The sequence below is a fragment of the Halorubrum cibi genome (genome assembly GCF_900182635.1).
Taxonomy (GTDB): domain Archaea; phylum Halobacteriota; class Halobacteria; order Halobacteriales; family Haloferacaceae; genus Halorubrum; species Halorubrum cibi.
Map to the genome: position 1 here is coordinate 21,398 of NZ_FXTD01000001.1, position 17,315 is coordinate 38,712.

16 protein-coding genes are annotated in these 17,315 nt (G+C 69.7%); 7 read left to right on the forward strand and 9 right to left on the reverse strand.

Features of this window, described 5'->3' with window-relative positions; all coding sequences use genetic code 11:
• Both mutL and mutS read right to left on the reverse strand, forming a co-directional pair.
• A complete protein-coding gene (mutL, locus tag FN829_RS00120; protein ID WP_142473261.1) occupies window positions 1–1,773 on the reverse strand; it encodes a DNA mismatch repair endonuclease MutL in 1,773 nt (590 codons plus the stop codon).
• Window positions 1,763–4,729, reverse strand: coding sequence for a DNA mismatch repair protein MutS (mutS, locus tag FN829_RS00125; RefSeq protein WP_142473262.1), 2,967 nt, complete (start codon window positions 4,727–4,729; stop codon window positions 1,763–1,765). The genes mutL and mutS overlap by 11 nt, the downstream gene beginning before the upstream one ends.
• Window positions 4,730–4,862: 133 nt before the next feature.
• On the opposite strand from mutS, the gene FN829_RS00130 reads away from it, so the two are divergent.
• Window positions 4,863–5,435: a J domain-containing protein gene (locus FN829_RS00130; RefSeq protein WP_142473263.1), complete on the forward strand. Its 573-nt coding sequence runs from the start codon at window positions 4,863–4,865 to the stop codon at window positions 5,433–5,435.
• Between the two features lie 15 nt (window positions 5,436–5,450).
• On the opposite strand, the gene mobA is transcribed toward FN829_RS00130, so the two are convergent.
• A complete protein-coding gene (mobA, locus tag FN829_RS00135) occupies window positions 5,451–6,128 on the reverse strand; it encodes a molybdenum cofactor guanylyltransferase (RefSeq protein WP_142473264.1) in 678 nt (225 codons plus the stop codon).
• A gap of 190 nt (window positions 6,129–6,318) precedes the next feature.
• On the opposite strand from mobA, the gene pdxS reads away from it, so the two are divergent.
• The 5 genes from pdxS (at window position 6,319) to thrC (ending at window position 10,398) form a co-directional block, all read left to right on the forward strand.
• Window positions 6,319–7,227: a pyridoxal 5'-phosphate synthase lyase subunit PdxS gene (gene pdxS, locus FN829_RS00140; RefSeq protein ID WP_142473265.1), complete on the forward strand. Its 909-nt coding sequence runs from the start codon at window positions 6,319–6,321 to the stop codon at window positions 7,225–7,227.
• A 589-nt stretch (window positions 7,228–7,816) separates the two neighbouring features.
• Entirely contained in the window at window positions 7,817–8,032 is a 216-nt protein-coding gene (locus FN829_RS00150) for a hypothetical protein (protein ID WP_142473267.1), read from the forward strand.
• A gap of 34 nt (window positions 8,033–8,066) precedes the next feature.
• A complete protein-coding gene (upp, locus tag FN829_RS00155; RefSeq protein ID WP_142473268.1) occupies window positions 8,067–8,744 on the forward strand; it encodes a uracil phosphoribosyltransferase in 678 nt (225 codons plus the stop codon).
• 67 nt (window positions 8,745–8,811) lie between these two features.
• On the forward strand, window positions 8,812–9,030 hold the full coding sequence (locus FN829_RS00160) for a DUF7569 family protein (RefSeq protein WP_142473269.1): 219 nt from the start codon (window positions 8,812–8,814) through the stop codon (window positions 9,028–9,030).
• Between the two features lie 84 nt (window positions 9,031–9,114).
• Entirely contained in the window at window positions 9,115–10,398 is a 1,284-nt protein-coding gene (thrC, locus tag FN829_RS00165) for a threonine synthase (protein ID WP_142473270.1), read from the forward strand.
• A gap of 48 nt (window positions 10,399–10,446) precedes the next feature.
• On the opposite strand, the gene FN829_RS00170 is transcribed toward thrC, so the two are convergent.
• The 6 genes from FN829_RS00170 to FN829_RS00195 all read right to left on the reverse strand — a co-directional run bounded on the left by FN829_RS00170 (window position 10,447) and on the right by FN829_RS00195 (window position 15,913).
• Complete coding sequence (locus FN829_RS00170; RefSeq protein WP_142473271.1) at window positions 10,447–11,628, reverse strand: aspartate kinase; 1,182 nt, start codon at window positions 11,626–11,628, stop codon at window positions 10,447–10,449.
• Window positions 11,629–12,324: 696 nt separating this feature from the next.
• Window positions 12,325–13,044 (reverse strand): Zn-ribbon domain-containing protein, encoded by a 720-nt coding sequence (locus FN829_RS00175; protein ID WP_142473272.1) that lies wholly within the window; start codon window positions 13,042–13,044, stop codon window positions 12,325–12,327.
• A complete protein-coding gene (locus FN829_RS00180) occupies window positions 13,044–13,451 on the reverse strand; it encodes a DUF2073 domain-containing protein (protein ID WP_142473273.1) in 408 nt (135 codons plus the stop codon). The genes FN829_RS00175 and FN829_RS00180 overlap by 1 nt, the downstream gene beginning before the upstream one ends.
• A complete protein-coding gene (locus tag FN829_RS00185; RefSeq protein WP_142473274.1) occupies window positions 13,451–14,092 on the reverse strand; it encodes an Era-like GTP-binding protein in 642 nt (213 codons plus the stop codon). The genes FN829_RS00180 and FN829_RS00185 overlap by 1 nt, the downstream gene beginning before the upstream one ends.
• Before the next feature lie 294 nt (window positions 14,093–14,386).
• Window positions 14,387–14,818, reverse strand: coding sequence for a DoxX family protein (locus tag FN829_RS00190; protein WP_142473275.1), 432 nt, complete (start codon window positions 14,816–14,818; stop codon window positions 14,387–14,389).
• Entirely contained in the window at window positions 14,819–15,913 is a 1,095-nt protein-coding gene (locus FN829_RS00195; RefSeq protein WP_142473276.1) for a WD40/YVTN/BNR-like repeat-containing protein, read from the reverse strand.
• 82 nt (window positions 15,914–15,995) lie between these two features.
• Between FN829_RS00195 and FN829_RS00200 the strand changes: the two genes are divergently transcribed.
• A complete protein-coding gene (locus tag FN829_RS00200; RefSeq protein WP_142473277.1) occupies window positions 15,996–17,057 on the forward strand; it encodes a TatD family hydrolase in 1,062 nt (353 codons plus the stop codon).
• The last annotated feature ends 258 nt before the right edge of the window (window positions 17,058–17,315 follow it).

Sequence of the window (17,315 nt, forward strand, 5' to 3'; positions counted from 1 at the left end):
CTATCGGTCCCGATCGAACCCGGCGGCGAACGTCGCCTCGTCGACCGAGAGCACCGTCGGGCGGCCGTGCGGGCACGCGAACGGCCGCTCGCACTCGTCGAGCCGCTGGAGCAGCGCGCGGATCGCCTCCCGGTCGATCGCGTCGCCGCGCTTCAGCGACGGGTGACACGCCAAGTCGGCCAGAAGCCGCTCGCGAGCGTCACGCGGCGACTCCCCCTCCGAGAGCGTCGCGAGGGCGTCGCGCAGGGAGCCCGGGTCGGCGGTCCGCCCGAACGGAGCGGGGACCGCCCGCACCCGGACCGTCCCGCCGCCGAAGGGCTCGGTCTCGAACCCGAGCGCGTCGAGCGTCTCGGCGTGCGCCTCCGCGGCGGCGGCCTCGCCGGCCGACAGCGACAGCGTCGCCGGCGGGTCGACGGCGGCGGTCGGGATGGGCTCGTCCGCGAACGCGCGGGCGAGTCGCTCGTAGTTCACGCGCTCGTGGGCGGCGTGGGCGTCGATCACGAGCAGTTCGTCGCCCGACTCGACGAGCGCGTAGAGGTCGCGGAACGTCCCGATCGGCTCCGCGTCCGCGAACGCCGCCGACCGGGAGCCGTCCCCCTCGCCGACCGGCTCGAGCGCCGTCTCGAGGTCGGTGTCGACGGTCGCCTTCCGCCGGAGGTCCGCGCCGGTGAGTGCGTCGGCGACGACGGACTCGACCGCCTCGGCGACCGCGTCGGCGTCCCGGAACCCGACCTCGCGTTTCGCCGGGTGGACGTTCGGGTCGACGCGGGCGGGCGGGACCGCGACGTCGACGGCGGCCACCGGCTCGCGGCCCTCCGGAAGCAGGCGACCGTACCCCGCCCGCACCGCCCCCGCGAGCCGGTCGTCGCGCACGGGCCGGCCGTTCACGGAGACTCGAAGGTGATCCCTCGCGGCGCGGGTGACCGAGGGGTACGCGAGCGCGCCGGAGACCTCGACGGTGATCCCTCCCTTCTCGATCCCGACGCTCGCCGACACCTCGGTCGATTGACTCGCCGTCTCGCGGTCGTAGACGCCGAACAGCGCGTCGGTGACCCCGGTTCCGGGCGTCGACAGCGTCGTCGACCCGTCGTGTTCGAGCGTGAACGCGACTTCCGGGTTGGCGAGCGCGTAGTCGGCGACGAGCGTCGAGATCCGCGCGAACTCGGCGCGCGAGCCGGCGAGCGACTCCCGCCTGGCGGGGCGCGTCGAGAAGAGGTCACGGACGACGACGGTCGTCCCGCGAGCGCGCCCGGCGTCTCCCACCTCGGGCTCGTCGTCCGCGTCCGCGTCGCTCCGCGGGCCGACGACGACCCGCGTCCCGACCGCACCGGCGACGTCGCCCGCGTCGTCCGCGCCACCGTCGTTGGTCGTCACCTCGAGGCGCGCGGCGTCGGCGACGGCCGCGAGCGCCTCCCCGCGGAACCCGAGCGAGGCGACGCCGACCGGGTCCGCGTCGGGCGCGAGCTTGCTCGTCGCGTGGCGCTCGACCGCGAGGCGGGCGTCGGCGCGGTCCATCCCGCGGCCGTCGTCGGCGACCCGGATCCGGTCAGTGCCGTCGCCGTCGACGCCGACGTCGACCCGCGACGCGCCGGCGTCGAGCGCGTTGTCGACCAGCTCGGCGACGACCCGCGCGGGACGGGTGATCACCTCGCCGGCGGCGATCCGGTCGACGGTGGCGGGGTCGAGCCGGCGGACGCGGTCGGCGCCCTCGACGTCTCCCGTGTCGCCGTCGGAGTCGCTTCCCTCATCCGTCCGTTTCCGCTCAGTCGTCATCGCTCTCGAGCCGGGTTTGGAGGTCGTGAAGCGCGTTCAGCGCCTCGATCGGGGTCGTGCGAGCGAGGTCCAGATCGCGCAACTCCGCGGCGACCGACGGCGGGAGGTCGCCGGACGCGTCGGCTGCCGGATCGGCGACCGAATCCGGGTCACAGTCGGCGGACACGTCGGCGCCGTCCGACTCCTCGGCGTCGTCGGCCGGCTCGATCGCCGGGAGTTCTTCGGCCTCCTCCTCGGCGAGGAACTCACGGAGCGAGACGTCCTCCGCGTCGGCGTCGGGTCCGCGCTCGGGACCGATCCCGTCGTCCGTCCGCTCCGGACCGGGAGTCGCGCCGGCCCCCGCCTCGGTCTCGGCGACGAGTTCGCGCGAGCGCTCGACGACGGCCGCGGGCACGCCGGCGAGCTCGGCCACCTCGACGCCGTACGACGAGGAGGACGCGCCGGGGACGACCCGGTGGAGGAACGTCACCTCGCCGTCCTCGCGGGTGGCGGTGAAGTGGAGGTTGAACGCGCGCTCTCGCTCTTCGGCGAGGTCGGTGAGGTCGTGGTAATGGGTGGCGAAGAGCGCGGTCGCGCCGAGCTCGTCGTGGACGAACTCCGCAGCCGCGCGGGCGATCGCCCGGCCGTCGGTGGTGGCCGTGCCGCGGCCGACCTCGTCGAGGAGGACGAGCGAGTCGGGGCTGGCGTCGTGGAGGATCTCCGTCAGCTCGCTCATCTCGCGCATGAACGTCGACTGGCCGCCGGCGATGTCGTCGGAGGCCCCGACGCGGGTGAAAAGCCGGGAGAAGACCGGAAGCCGGGCGGCCTGCGCGGGGACGAACGAGCCGGTCTGTGCGAGCACGACCGCGAGCGCGACCGCCCGCATGTACGTCGACTTCCCGCTCATGTTCGGCCCCGTGATCACCGCGATCGAGCCGCGCGGGAGGTCCGCGTCGTTGGGGACGAACGCGTCCTCGGTCCGCTCGACGACCGGGTGGCGACCGCCCTCGATCTCGATTCCCGCGTCGGGGTCCTCGACCATCTCGGGCCGGACATAGTCGTGCTCGATCGCGACCGCCGCCAGCGACGCCAGCGCGTCGAGCTCGGCGAGCGCGTCCGCGAGCGCCTGGACCCGCTCGGTCTCCTCGGCGACCCGCTCGCGGACCTCGACGAACAGCTCGTACTCCAGGGCGTCCGCGCGTTCTGCGGCCCCGACGATCTCCTCCTCGCGCTCCTTCAGCGCCGGCGTGTAGTAGCGCTCGCTGTTCTTCAGCGTCTGCCGGCGGCGGTAGTCGTCGGGCACCCGGTCGAGGTTGGCGTCGGTCACCTCGATGTAGTAGCCGTGGACCTGGTTGTGCCCGACCGACAGCGAGTCGATCCCGGTGCGCTCGCGTTCCCTGGCCTCCAGGTCCGCGACCCACTCGCGACCCTCGCGCTCGGTCGCGCGGAGGGCGTCGAGGTCGTCGTCGAACCCCTCGCGGATCACGTCGCCCTCCGTGATCTCCTGGGGCGGATCGGACGCGACCGCCGCGTCGATCAGCTCGCGGACCTCCTCCAGTTCGTCGAGCCGGTCGCGGAGGTCTCGGAGGTGGTCGGTTCGGGGGAGGTTTCCGGAGCGCCCCTCCTCAGATCTCTCGCCACCCTCGCCCCCTTCGCCTCCCTCTCCTCCCTCGCCTACCTCGCTCCCCTCGGCGAGCGTCGCCTTCAATTCGGGGACGACTGCGAGCGTGGCGTGGAGCGACCGGAGGTCACGGGCGTCGGCGCGGCCGCGCGAGACGCGACCGACGAGTCGCTCGAGGTCGTAGGCGGTCGCGAGCGCGTCCGCGATCCCCTCGCGAACGAGGGTCCGGTCCGCGAGCTCGCCGACCGCGTCGTGACGCGAGGAGATCGCCCCGGCGTCGACGAGCGGCCGGCGGAGCCACCGCTCGAGACACCGCCTCCCGAGCGCACAGTTCGTCGAGTCGAGGGCGTCGAACAGCGTGTCGCTCGCGCCGAGCCCGCGATTCTCGAACAGTTCGAGGCTGCGCTGGGCGGCCGCGTCCAGCCGAAGTCGGTCGCGCGGGTCGTACCGCCGGACCCGTGAGACGTACTCAAGCGGGCCGTCGTCGCCCTGCGTGTACTCCGCGTACGCCAGCACCGCGCCCGCGGCCCGAAGCCCCGCGTCGGCGTCGAATCGGCGCTGGGGCGCGGAGAGGTACGGCTCCAGCCGATCGACCGCGGCCGCGCGCTCGAAGGCGCCGGGGTCGTGACCGTGGACCGTCCGGTTCGGGTCGCCGGCGGCGGGGTCGAACTCGATGGAGGCGGGTTCGGACTCCGCCGAGCCACGTTCGGCGTCGTCGCGCGTCGCGCGGTCGCCGGCCACCCCCGGCCCGACGATCACCTCCGCGGGGGCGATCCGGTCGAGCTCCTCGGCGACCGTTTCCGGCTCGCCGGCGGTGACGAGACACTCCCCGGTGGCGACGTCGACGGCGGCGAGCCCGAGGGTCGGAGCCGAGTCCGGATCGGCGTCGGAGGGGTCACCCGCCTCGCGCGTCACCGCGGCGACGTAGTTGGTCGTCCCCGACTCGAGCAGGTCGTCCTCGACGACGGTTCCCGGCGTGATCACCTCCGTCACTGCGCGGTCGACGAGCCCGGAGGCCGCCTCGGCGTCCTCGACCTGGTCGCCGACCGCGACGCGGTAGCCGGCGTCGAGCAGCGACTCGAGGTAGGAGGCGGCGTTGTCGATGGGGATCCCCGCCATCGGGTAGTCGCCGGTCGAGTCGGAGCGCTCGGTGAGCGTCACCTCGCACACGCGCGCGACGGCCTCGGCGGCCTCGCAGAACGCCTCGTAGAAATCGCCGACCTGAAACAAAACGAGCGCGTCCTCGTGGGCGGCACACAGCTCCGCGTACTGTGAGAGCATCGGCGTGAGGTCCTCGCGGGCCGCCGCGATCCCGGGCGGAACTCCCGTGACCGTCTCCCGATCCGCGGTTGACATACCCGCAAGCGGGTCGCCCGCGAGTATAAACGACACGCTCACCGGACGCTCCGCGAGCGCGAGGAGCGATCCGGCTCGACACCCACCGGGCACCCCGAGACGCTTAGGGTTCTGGAACCCCCAACGATCCGACGTGGCGAACCGAACGATCCTCGTCGGGATGGCGGCGACGTTCGTCGGGCTGACGGCGCTTCTCGTCGTCGCCGGCGTCGTCGTCAACCCCCTGCTGTTGGCCGTCGCCGTCCCGTTCGGAGCCGCGGCGTACCTCATGTGGTTTCACGCCAGCGGTCGGCTCCGAGAGCGGGTGCGCCGCGAGGCCGACCGGATCGGACCGACGGATCGGGAGCGCGCGAGACAGCGCGCCCGCGCCGCGGAGAACCGACGGGACGCGTATCGCGGCGCCGGGAGCGACGCGGCGGGGTCCGGCCGATCGGCGGCCGGCGGGCGCGGCGGGCGCGCCCGGGCCGGCGCGTCGCGCGGCAGGTTCGGTGGTGGCTCCCGCGACCCCCGCGACCGAGCGGCCTCGACGCACGGGATGTCTGAGCGTGAAGCGTACGCGACGCTGGATCTCGATCCGACTGCCGACGCCGAGACCGTTCGGTCGACGTACCGCGAGCGAGCCAAGCGGCTCCATCCCGACGGCGAGGACGGCGACGAGGAGGCGTTCAAGGAGCTGAACCGCGCCTACGAGGTCCTGACTGACTGATTCTGACTCTCTCACTCAGACGTACTCGGCGAGGCGCGCCTCAGCCGCCTCGAACTCCTCGCGCGTGTTGACGTTCGTGAAGGTGTGTTCCGTCGTCCGCTCGCGGACGGTCGCGTCGTCGACGCGGACGACCGACAGTTCGTCGACCGCAGCGAGGATCTTCCCGTCGCCGCGGGCGAGCGCGCGGTCGCAGGCGGCCGCCGTCGCGTCGGCCCGGTAGACCGCCTGCGTCGTCTGGAACCACCGGTCCTCGAGCCGCGGGATCGCCGCGTCGGCCCCGGCGTCGACCACGTCCGAGAAGAGCGTCTCGGCGAAGGTGGGATCGACGAACGGGACGTCGCAGGCGACGACGAAGGCGTATTCGCCCGAGGCGGCCCGGCACGCGTTTCGGATCCCGGCGAGCGGCCCGCGGTCCGGCTCGTCGTCGAGCGCCCACCGGATCGGGAGCGAGTATCCGTCCAAGGCCTCGGAGATGGCCGCGCGCTGGTCCGGGCGACAGTTCACCACGAGGTCGTCGACGACCGGATCGCCGCCGCTGGCCCGCGCCGCGCCCGGCGGCACCGGGTCGTCCGCGCCCGCGAGCCGGTCCGCGACCCGGCGGATCATCGGCGTTCCCGCGAGCTCGGCGACCGACTTGTCGGCGTCGCCGAAGCGCGTCGACCGCCCGCCCGCGATGATGGCACCGGTCGGCATACCGGAGTCCTCGCGGGCGACGGCCTTCGTGTTTGCGGTGGCCGGATCGGTCGAATACCGGAGCGAGAGGCACGAAAGGAGAGAATGGAGGCGGGAACGGAGGCGGAAACGGAGACCGAAAACGGCGCGGCGACGGGTACCAGTCCGTCGAAAGCGACCCGTTAAGTGGTGCGCTGTCATACCGTTGGTCATGTCCGAGGCGACTGATCTGGAGGAGCTGAAGCGAGGGACCGAACTCGTCAAGCGCGGCTTCGCGCGGATGCAGAAGGGCGGCGTCATCATGGACGTCGTCACCCGCGAACAGGCCCGAATCGCGGAGGACGCCGGCGCGGTCGCGGTGATGGCGCTCGAGGCGGTCCCGGCGGACATCCGGAAGCGCGGCGGCGTCGCCCGGATGCCCGACCCCGCGAACGTGACGGAGATCATCGACGAGGTCTCCATCCCGGTGATGGGGAAATCGCGGATCGGCCACCGCAAGGAGGCGGAGATACTGGAGTCGCTCGGCGTCGACATGATCGACGAGTCCGAGGTGCTCACGCCCGCCGACGACGAGTACCACACCGACAAGCGAGATTTCACCTCGCCGTTCGTCTGCGGCGCGCGGAACCTCCCCGAAGCGCTCCGCCGGATCCGCGAGGGCGCGGCCATGATCCGCACGAAGGGCGAGGCCGGCACCGGCGACGTCAATCAGGCGGTCAAACACCAGCGGACCATCAAAAACCAGATCCGGACGCTCTCCGGACTCAACCACGAGGAGCGCGAGAAGTGGGCGCGCGAACACGGCGCGCCTCGCGATCTGGTCCACGAGACCGCCGACCTCGGCCGACTTCCGGTCGTCAACTTCGCGGCCGGCGGGATCGCGACGCCCGCGGACGCCGCGTTGATGATGTACCACGGCTGTGACGGCATCTTCGTCGGCTCCGGCATCTTCGGCGCGGAGGACCCCGTCGAGATGGGCAACGCCATCGTCGAGGCGGTCAACAACTGGGACGACCCCGACGAGCTCGCCGACATCGCGAGCGGGATCGGCAAGGGGATGAAGGGACAGTCGAACGAGTCGCTGCCCGAGGAGGAGCGGCTCCAGGGCCGCGGCGTCTAGATCTGGGATCGGACGGTATCGGGGGAGGTCGGAGATCATCCCATGCGGGTTGTTTTCGTTATCGAGACGATGATTCGGCCGTTATATTTCGAGTGCTTATCGACCGAACTGGGGATCGATTGGCACGGGTGACTCGCGTTCCGCATTTGGGTCGTAATGCGAACGGTTATTCCTGGCCAGACCGAAGGAGGGGAAATGGCGTCCTCCACTTCCGCTACTAAGCAACTGCCCTCCGACAGGTCGATGCTCTATTGCCCTCAGTGCGGCTACGAAAGCCGCATTAACGACGATTGGCTCATCCACGTTCTTGCCGATTCTCTCAGCTACAGCTGTCCGAATTGTAAGGCGAAGATCCCCGCTCGAATCAAAAATCTGATCGAAAAGAGTGGTGAATAGTTCGACAGGGCCGTTCGTTTCTAAATAGTCACTCTGTAGCGAGCGATTCACCGCCGGCGAGGCGAACGCCGAGCCGGCGGCTTTTTCCCTCCAGGTTTTTCGAGGAGCGGTTCCCGAAGCGAACGCAGTGAGCGAGGGCACCCGACGAGAAAAAGGTGGAAGACCTAAGTGCCGGTCGTTCTCGTTTCCACGTATGAGCGAGGAGCAGAAGGGACTCTCGGACGGCGTCGAGGAGTCGCGAGGCGATCCGCGGGTGCTGCTCGCGATGAACGCCGTCCTGTCGCTGTGGCTGGGGTGGACGATCGTCTGGGGTCTCGATCTCCTCGAAGTGCTGGAGTACGGACTGGGTACCGTCGCGGGCGTCTCGCTCGGGCTGTTCGCGCTGACGTACGTCGTCGTGTTACAGTGATAGTTTTTAATCCGAACGCGACCACGCTCCGGTAATGACCATCGAAGACCGCGATAACGCGTACCTCATCACCCACGCGCTGGCGAAGGACACCCTCTCGCGACTCCGCGACGTCGAGACCGAGCAGGTCGCCTTCCGGAAGGGGCTGGTGAAGCTGGGTCGGATCTGCGGCTACGAGGTCATCGACGGGGCGATGGGAACCGAGTACGTGCCCGTCGAGACCCCCCTGGCGGAGACGACCGGCGAGCGCGTGAAGGGGATGGACGACGTGGTGATAATCAACGTACTCCGGGCGGCGACCCCGTTCGTCGAGGGGCTGTTGAAGGCGTTCCCGCGGGCGAAACAGGGGATCATCTCCGCCGGCCGCGACGAGACCGCCGGCATGAACGAGGACGGGGAGTTTCCCATCACGATCGACTACGTGAAGCTCCCGGAGATCGGTCCCGACGACACCGTGATCGTCGCCGACCCGATGCTCGCGACCGGGTCGACGATGTGTGCCGTCCTCGAGCACATCCTCGCGGAGGCCGACGACTTCGAGGACTTGTTCGTGCTCTCCGCGGTCTCCGCGCCCGACGGACTGGTCCGCGTCGGCGAGGCGTTCCCCGAGGCCGACCTGCTGACGGTCGCGATCGACGACCGCCTCGACGACGACGGCTTCATCGTCCCCGGACTCGGGGACGCCGGCGACCGCGCGTTCCGGACGACGTGACGGGCTCGGCGTCGACGTCTCGTCGCCCGTGACGAGTTTTTAAGGGCTCGCGCCGCGAGCGACCCGTATGAGCGACGCGCCGACGACCGAACCCTGCGACGCCTGCGGGGAGCCGACGACGGACGCGCTCGCCCGGACGGTTCGACTCAGCGTCGACCGGGCGAACATCGACACCCAGCGGCTCTGTCCCGAGTGTTTCGCCGACTGGATCCAGCGCTACCAGGCGGAGATGGGCGGCGGGACCGGGCGGGAGGACGGCTCCGACTCGGAGATCATCGTCGACTGAGTTCGGGATCGTCGTTCGGGCGACCCGAGGCAACGTCGGTTCCCACCGGCCGGCTTAAGGCACGGCGGGACGGACGGTGAGTCAATGAGCCTCGCCATCGACGCCGCGACCCCCGACGCGCCCGACCGTGCGGACGACGGGACCTGGCTCGCCTGTATCGCCTGCGGAGAGACGTTCGCCCCGTTCGAGGAGGTCCGCTACACCTGTGACGACTGCGACGGCCTGCTCGAGGTCCGCTACGCCGACCCGCCGACGTTCGACGACTTCGGCGCCGGCGCGTCGACCGACGGCCCCGAGCGGGGCGTGTGGCGCTACCGCGAGGGCCTCCCCTTCGACCTCGGCGTGACGCTTCCGGAGGGCGACACCCCGCTCCACCGCGTCCCCCGGATCGAGGAGTCGGTCGGCGTCGACGCGCTCCGGATCAAACACGAGGGAATGAACCCGACCGGCTCGTTCAAAGATCGAGGAATGACCGTCGGCGTCCGCGTCGCGGAGGAACTCGGCGTGGGCGCGCTCGCCTGCGCCTCGACCGGCAACACCTCCGCCGCGCTCGCGGCCTATGGCGGCCGCGCCGACATGCCGACGCTCGTGCTCCTCCCGCAGGGGAAGGTCGCCGCCGGGAAGGTCGCCCAGGCGAGTCTCCACGGCGCGCGCATCCTCGAGGTCGACGGCAACTTCGACGCCTGCCTCGACATCGTCCAGGCGCTCGCCGCCCGCGGCGAGGCGTACCTCCTCAACTCGCTGAACCCGTTCCGTCTGGAGGGACAGAAGACGATCGGCTTCGAGATCTTAGAGGAGTTCCATGCCGACCACGGGACGTACCCCGACCGGATCGTCCTCCCCGTCGGCAACGCCGGTAACACCTCGGCACTGTACAAGGGGTTCCGCGAACTCGTCCAGTCGGGCGCGCTCGCCGTCGACGACGTGCCCAAGCTGACCGGCGTTCAGGCCGAGGGGGCCGCCCCGATGGTCGAGGCGATCGAGGCGGGCAACGACGAGATCCGGCGGTGGGAGGAGGTCGAGACGCGTGCGACCGCGATCCGCATCGGCAACCCGGTCAACGCGCCGAAGGCCATTCCCGGGATCCGGAACACGGGCGGCACCGCCGTCGCCGTGAGCGACGACGAGATAACCGAGGCGCAGCGCCAGCTCGCGGGCGAAGGCGTCGGCGTCGAGCCCGCCTCCGCGGCGAGTCTCGCCGGCCTGAAGAAGCTCCGGCGCGAGGGCGTCGTCGACGACGACGAGAACGTGGTGTGTCTCACGACCGGCCACCTGCTGAAGGACCCCGACGCCGCCTACGAGGCCGGCGGCGACCCGGAGCCCGTCCCCAACGACGTCGACGCGGTCGTCGAGCACCTGGACGGGTAGTTCGCTCGGGACGGACCGGGTAGTTCGCTCGAAACGGGATCGAGTGGCTCAGTCGAAACCGGACTGGACGATCTCCAGGGCCGCCTCGCGGTCGTCCCAGTCGACGAACACCGCGACGGAGGTCGCGCTCGTGATGAGGTCGATGATGTTGATCCCCTCTTCGGCCAGCGGGCCGATGATGTCCTGGATGACGCCGGACTGGTTCGGGAGCTCGCCGCCGGTGACGCGGATGACCGCGATCGGGTCGTCGACGGTCACCGACGAGAGCGTCTCGTCCTCGACGACCGTCTCGTGTAACACCGCCTCAGCGCGCTCGGCGACGTCGACGTCGACGTAGAAGGTGACGGAGTCCATCCCGGAGGCGACCGCGTCGATGTTGATCTCCTCGCGTTGGAGACCGTCGGAGAGGTTCGAGAGGATCCCCGGCCGATTGCGGATCGCCCTGCCGGCGACGGTGAGACACGCGAGCGGCGTCTCGCGCATGTCGATGAGGTTCTCGAACTGCCCCTCGATCCGCGTTCCGCCTCTGAGGAGGTCACCGTGTTGGTAGTGGACGACGCGGACCGCGAGCTTCTCGCTCTTGTACGAGAGCGCGGACGGGGCGACGACCTCGGCCCCGCGGAACGAGAGGTTCCGAAGCTCGTCGACGGTGATCCGGCCGACGTTTCTCGCGCCCTCGACGACCCGCGGGTCGCCGGTCATCACGCCCTCGACGTCGGTGACGATGACGACCTCGTCGGCGTCCATGTAGTTGCCGAGCATGACAGCCGTCGTGTCCGAGCCGCCGCGACCGAGCGTGGTGACGTTGCCGTCGTGGTCCTCGGCGAGGAATCCGGTGATGATCGGAACGACGCCGTCGAGTCGGGCGGCGAGCGCCTCGGCTCGCCGGCGCGTCTCCTCGACGTCGACCTCGCCGAGCTCGTTCGTGATCACCGGCCAATCGGGGTGGCCGGGCTCGAGGAAGACCGCGTCGATGTCGCGGACCGAGAGGGCGGCCTTCAGCATTCGGACGCTGGTTCGCTCGCCCATCGAGACGATCTCGGCGCGGTCCGCGTCGTCCGTCTCGAAGGTGATGTCGTCGAGGAGGTCGTCGGTGGTCGATCCCATCGCGCTCGCGACGACGGCGATCTCGTGGCCGGCCTCGACCGCGTTGGCGACCGAGTCGGCCGCGCGGTCGATCCGGTCGCCGCTCCCGAGGCTCGTGCCGCCGAACTTCGCGACTACGCGCATGCGAGACCCCCGAGTCCGTCGGTCTCATCGATCTCGTCTTCCGGTCGTCGTCGAACTCGCAGAGCGGCCGAAGAGCCCGCGACGTCCCCCGGTCGGGAGCTCGAGACGGTATGGCTGTCACCAAACATGCGACCCCGTAACGGAGGGGACCGGATAACTGTGTCCACTTCGACAAGGGTCGCCCCAAGCCGTCCGGCGATGGGAACAGATACGATACGCTCGGAACAGGCGAAGCAACGACCGAATGCGGCGGCGCGCCGGTGAGCGGGCTGAAGGCCCGCGAACCGCCCGCGAGGGACGCGGCGAGCGGTGAAACCGCGAGCCGCAGCGAGGCGCACCGCGCCTCTGGCAGCCGGACGTAGTCCGGCGACGAGGCTGGGGAGGCGTGAGGCGCGGTTGCGGGGCGGTCGGGTGGGACTCAAAGGGGCAGTCGCGAGGCGGGCGCAGGCGACGTAAGCACCGCAACGAGAGAGTGAGCGAAGCGAACGATCGAGTGAGGAGCGCAGCGAGCGTGCGCCCGCCTCGCGACTGGGGCTTTGGAGACGTTCACCGCGCCAGCAACGATCCTCTTCTATTCTCCTCGATCACTCACGAAACACCCGCCATATAAGCCATCAAGATCTAACGGCCGTTTCACACAATATGTCGTCGAAATATAGGATCCGACGGAGTCGCCCGTTCGCGACGATCCGACCCCTACTCGTCCGTGACGCCCCAGGCGTCGGGCATCTCGATGACGTACCGACCGTCCTCCTGTAGCGAGATGATGTACTCCTGGCGGTCGTACAGCTCCATCAGGTTGAGCTCGTACTGGCCCGGGCTGACGATCTTGATGCTCTCGAACTGCTCGTTCAGCTCGTCGCGGAGTTCGTCGACGCCCGGCTGTGACCCCGGCGGTTCCGCCGATTCCGACCCGTTCGCCGGGGCCTCGATCGCCGGATCCCCCGCCTCCCGGGTCGCGCGGTCGAGTTCGTCGGGGGTGACGACGTCGGAGCGGGCGCTCGCCTGGGCGGTGTCCTCTGCCTCCTCGTCGTCGATGCGTTCGGCGTCCCCCTCGACGGGGTCCGTCGTGTCCGGATCCGCCGTGCCGGACGACACCGCCCGCTCGGGCCGCCGATCGACGGGACCCGGCGCGTCAGTTCCGTCGGGCGAATCGAGCGAATCGGATGTGTCGACCGGACTCGCGGGATCGGGGGACGATCGCTCGGAGTCGACGTCCGAACTCGAGTCGAAATCGGGGGCGGGTTCGGAGCCGGTCGCAGTCTCGGAGGCGGGCGTCGCCTCGGGATCGGGCGACTCCGTCACGCCGCCGGGTTTGAACTGGAACTTGTTACCCCCGCAGTCGGGACACCCCGACAGCATCTCCTTGGAGCCGTCGGGAAACGTCCGGCCGCACTCGATACACTGGTGAGGCATTATTTCCTGGAGACGAGCGTGCTGATCAGGTTCTCGTCCTTGTGGAGGGTCTCGATCCGGTTGGCCGGGCCGATGACGGTGAGCTTCTGTGTGGACTCGCGTCCCATCAGCTTGTCGAGGAAGCTCTGGCTGCCCGAGTCCGGTTTGGGATACGTCTCGATCTCGATGCCGGTAAAGTCGTCCGGACTGATCTCGGTCATCGTCACCTCGATGAGCTTCGACTCCTCGTCGGGCGAGAGCCCCTCCTCTAAGATGACGATGTTGCCCTCGCGGACCCCGTCGAGGATGAGCCGGATCTTCTCCATGCTCGTGAGCCCCTCCATCCGGGCCCCGCTTATCATGTCGATTCGGACGCCGTCGTCGTCGGGGTCGTCACCCCCGTCGACGTCTGGGGTAGCACCCGGCATTATCCGAAGTACTCCGCGATCTTCGTGTACACTTCGTCCATGTTCTCGCCCTCTAACGCCGACAGGGGTATCGTCTCGTGTTGGGGGAACGCGTTGGCGATCTGCTGAACGTCCGAGCCGGGGAGGTCCGTCTTGTTCGCCAAGATGAGCGCCGGGAGGTCCTGTGACTCGATGATCCCGATGAGCATCGTGTTCACCTGGGTGAACGGGTCCGTCGTGGAATCGAGCACGTAGATGACGCCGTCGACGTCCTCGCGGAGCCAGTGCATCGCCTCCGCGACGCCCTCGGTCGCCTCGCGGGACCGGCGGACGGCGTCCTCCTTCTCCATGTCGTGGTCGAGGAACTCCTTGTAGTCGACCTTCGTCGTCACGCCCGGCGTGTCGACGATGTCGATCGTGACCTTCCGGCCGTTCCGTTCGATCTCGACGTTCTCCTTGCGACGAGCCCGCCTGGTTTCGTGTGGAATGTGGCTCTCCGGTCCGACGGCGTCGCCGGTCCAGTCGCGCGCGATACGGTTGGCGAGGGTCGTCTTCCCGGCGTTCGGCGGCCCGTAGATCCCGATTCGCTTCGGCTCGTCGGCCGCGAACAGTCCGTCCGTGACCCGTGATATGCTGTCTCTGAGGCTCGTTAACAATCCCATTCTGACCCTTGGTCCTGTGTTCTCTCCCGAAGCGGTGTGCGATCCGATGCCGCCAGCCCGAGCGCCCGACGCCCGTCCGGGGAATTACGGTATCCTCCACACCCCTCTCACTTAAGAACTGCGTCAGACGTGCCCGATCGGGCGCGTCGCGACCGGACGACCGCGAAACTCGGATACGGGAGGGAGAACGGCGGCCGCGAGAAGGGAAGAAAACGCGGCCGTGAGTGGAGAGAAAACGCGGCCGCGAGAACGGAAGAGAACGTGGCCGCGAAAAACGCGAATAGGCGTGGTCGTTCACTCCTCGTCGCGGTCGCTCGCGACGTCGAGGAAGACGAGGGCCGCGCCGAGCAGCGCCAGGTTCTTCAGGAAGTTGATCTTGTTGCCGTGCCGCTCTTTCCCCTCCATGTTCCAGAAGTCGTGGATCGCGGGCGTCGTCCCCAAAAAGAAGACGACCAGCGCGCCCGCGGCCGCCCGCGGCAGCCGCCAGAGGAGGATCCCGAGGTTGGCGACGAACAGCATCCCCGTGACGAACGGGACGAACACGTCCGGCATCGGGACGCCCTTCTCCTCGGCGACCGCGACGCGCTTGTCGTTGTTCCGGAACCCGTCGACGGCCATGTACGCGAGGACGCCGCCGTACAGCGACCGTCCGAGGAGCGAGGGGGCGTCGCGGCCGGATCCGTCCTCGTCGACGTCGGCGGATCCGGCGTCCGTCTCGTCGCCCATTCACACCACCTCGATCCGGCTGACGTTCGCGTCGACGCGGCCGACCGTCTCGTAGGTCGGGGTCTCGCCGTCTCTCGCCCCATCGTCGCCCGTCTCGCCGTCGCCACCGCCGTCGGCGCGGCGCATGATCCGCCCCTCGACGTCGTCGCGCTGGTCGGGCACGTCGAAGAGGCCGGAGCCGCAGACCACGTCGCCGTCGTGGACCGCCCACGTCTCTATCACCTCGTGGGGCTCGCCGGGGAACGGGACGCGATCGAAGTCGCGGCCGAAGTTCGTCGACTCGAACAGCGCGACCCCGTGGTCGTCGTTCACCCAGGCGGGGGGTGCCTCCTCGCCGCCGCAAAAGATCACCCGACCGTCGTGGACGAACACCCGCCGAACGTACGAGAAGTCGTTGCCGACGTCGAGGCGGGTCCACGACTCGCCGGCGTCGGTCGTCCGCCAGAGGCCCCCCTCGCCGACCGCGTGGCCGAGCCCGAGGTTTTCGAGGTCGTGGTCGAGGTAGCCGGTCGTCGCCAGCCAGACGTCCTCGGAGATCGGGAGGACCTGGTGGACGTCGTCGACGATGGCATCCCGGTGGTCGGACCAGGTGCGGCCGCCGTCGCGACTGACGTGGATCCCGCCGGCCTCGACGCCCGCGATGAGGTGATCGGGCCGGCCGGGCACCGTCTCGAGCGCGCGAAGACGCGCGTAGTGCGGGTCGATCGGTGACTCCCAGTGGCCGCGGGAGGGGAGCTCGCGGAACCCTTTCTGTTCGGTCCACGTCTCGCCGCCGTCGACCGAGCGGAAGAGGTAGGGGTCGTTGGTGCCGGCGTAGAGCGCGCCGTCCGCGGTCGCGAGGATCGCCCACACCTCGCTCTGCCCGGCGTGCCAGAAGCGGTCGCCGAGGGGGACCTCAAGGTCCGTCCACGTCTCGCCGCCGTCGACCGAGCGGTACGCGCCCGTCGAGGAGGCGACGAAGGTGCCCTCGGTGTGGTCCCACGACTTCACGGCGGTGACCACGCCGCAGTCGAGAACGAATTCGAGCTCGTCGCGGTCGAACGGCACGTCGGGGGCTCGGTACAGGCCCTGATCTGTCCCGATCAAAAGTGTCATACGTTGGTACGAGAGTCCGACGCATACTAAAGTTTTACCAAGCCGTAAAACGCTAAGTGGCCGGGGTCACAACGGGGAACTCATGCCCGCGTCCGATCCGTCCCGATCCGATCCGCCCGCGCCCCATCCGACGAAACGACCGACCGACGCCGCGTACCTCGACGATAGATCGGCGCCGGACGCCGACGGAGCGACTTCCGAACTCCCGTCCGAGCTGCTGAACCTGCCGTGGATCGACCCGCACAACCACGCGCACACGCTCTCGTGGTCGGACCGGGAACGGTACGCGCTCTCCGGCTGTCGGTCGATGATGATGGTGTCGTCGGGGTACCACTGGACCCCGTACAAGCCCGTGGAGGCGAGCGACGTTCGCTTCCTGTGGGACGACGCGATCAACCGGAGACGGGCCATCGAGCGCAACCACTTCTTCGAGGCGAAACTGGGGCTCGGCGTCCACACCGGCGTCCGGATCGAGGACCCCGACGAGCTGCTCGCGGCGATGGACGACTACTGCGCGCTCGAGGAGGTCGTCGCCGTCGGCGAGACGGGAGTGACGCCGAGCCAGCACGTCGAGCGCTGGGACGCCGACGAACAGCAGGCGGTCGTTCAGGCGCAGATGGAACTCGCCGCCGACCACGACCTCCCAGTCCTCCTCCACACGCCGAACACGTCGAGCGAGTCGAAGCGCGAGTACCGCGACGACCTCGGCGTGACTCCCGGCTACGAGAAGAACGCGGGGCTCGGCGCGGAGCCGGTCCTCGACGGCGAGAACCCGGCGCTGGAGGCGGTGAAACGCGACTTCGAGGCGGCGGCGGACGCGGGTCTGGACGAGGATCGGATCGTCGCCTCGCACGCGGACGCGAACAACACCGAGTACCTCATGGAGGAGACGGACTGCCACCTGAGTTACACCATCGGCCACTCGTGGCTGATCGGGGTCGACGCCGCCGACGTCGCGAACGCCATCGACGAGTACGGTCCCGAGCGGATCACCATCGACACCGACTGCGCGAACGTGCTCCGGACCGACCCGTACGCGGTGAAACGGGCGATCTTCGAGCTGTACCGCTACGGGATCGACGTCGACGACATCCGCACCGTCGTGTACGAGAACCCGCGGGACGTGTTCGGACTGGGCGAGTAGGCGATCTGCGGAAGGGGTCGGTAGTGCGGTCGGCGCGCCCGGTCGCGGGCGGTTGGCCCGCGACCGGCCCGCGAGGGAGTCGCTCGCCCCCGGCGAGCGACGAGGCTGGGGAGGCGTGAGGTGCGGTGTGGAGGTGCGGTGTGGGGGTTCGGGGCGGGCGTGCGGTGCGGGGTGGGACTCGAAAGGGCAGCCGTGAGGCGGGGGCTTTGGAGGTGATCCCCGCAGGAGCGACACCGGATCGCTGCGCAATCGGGGAAT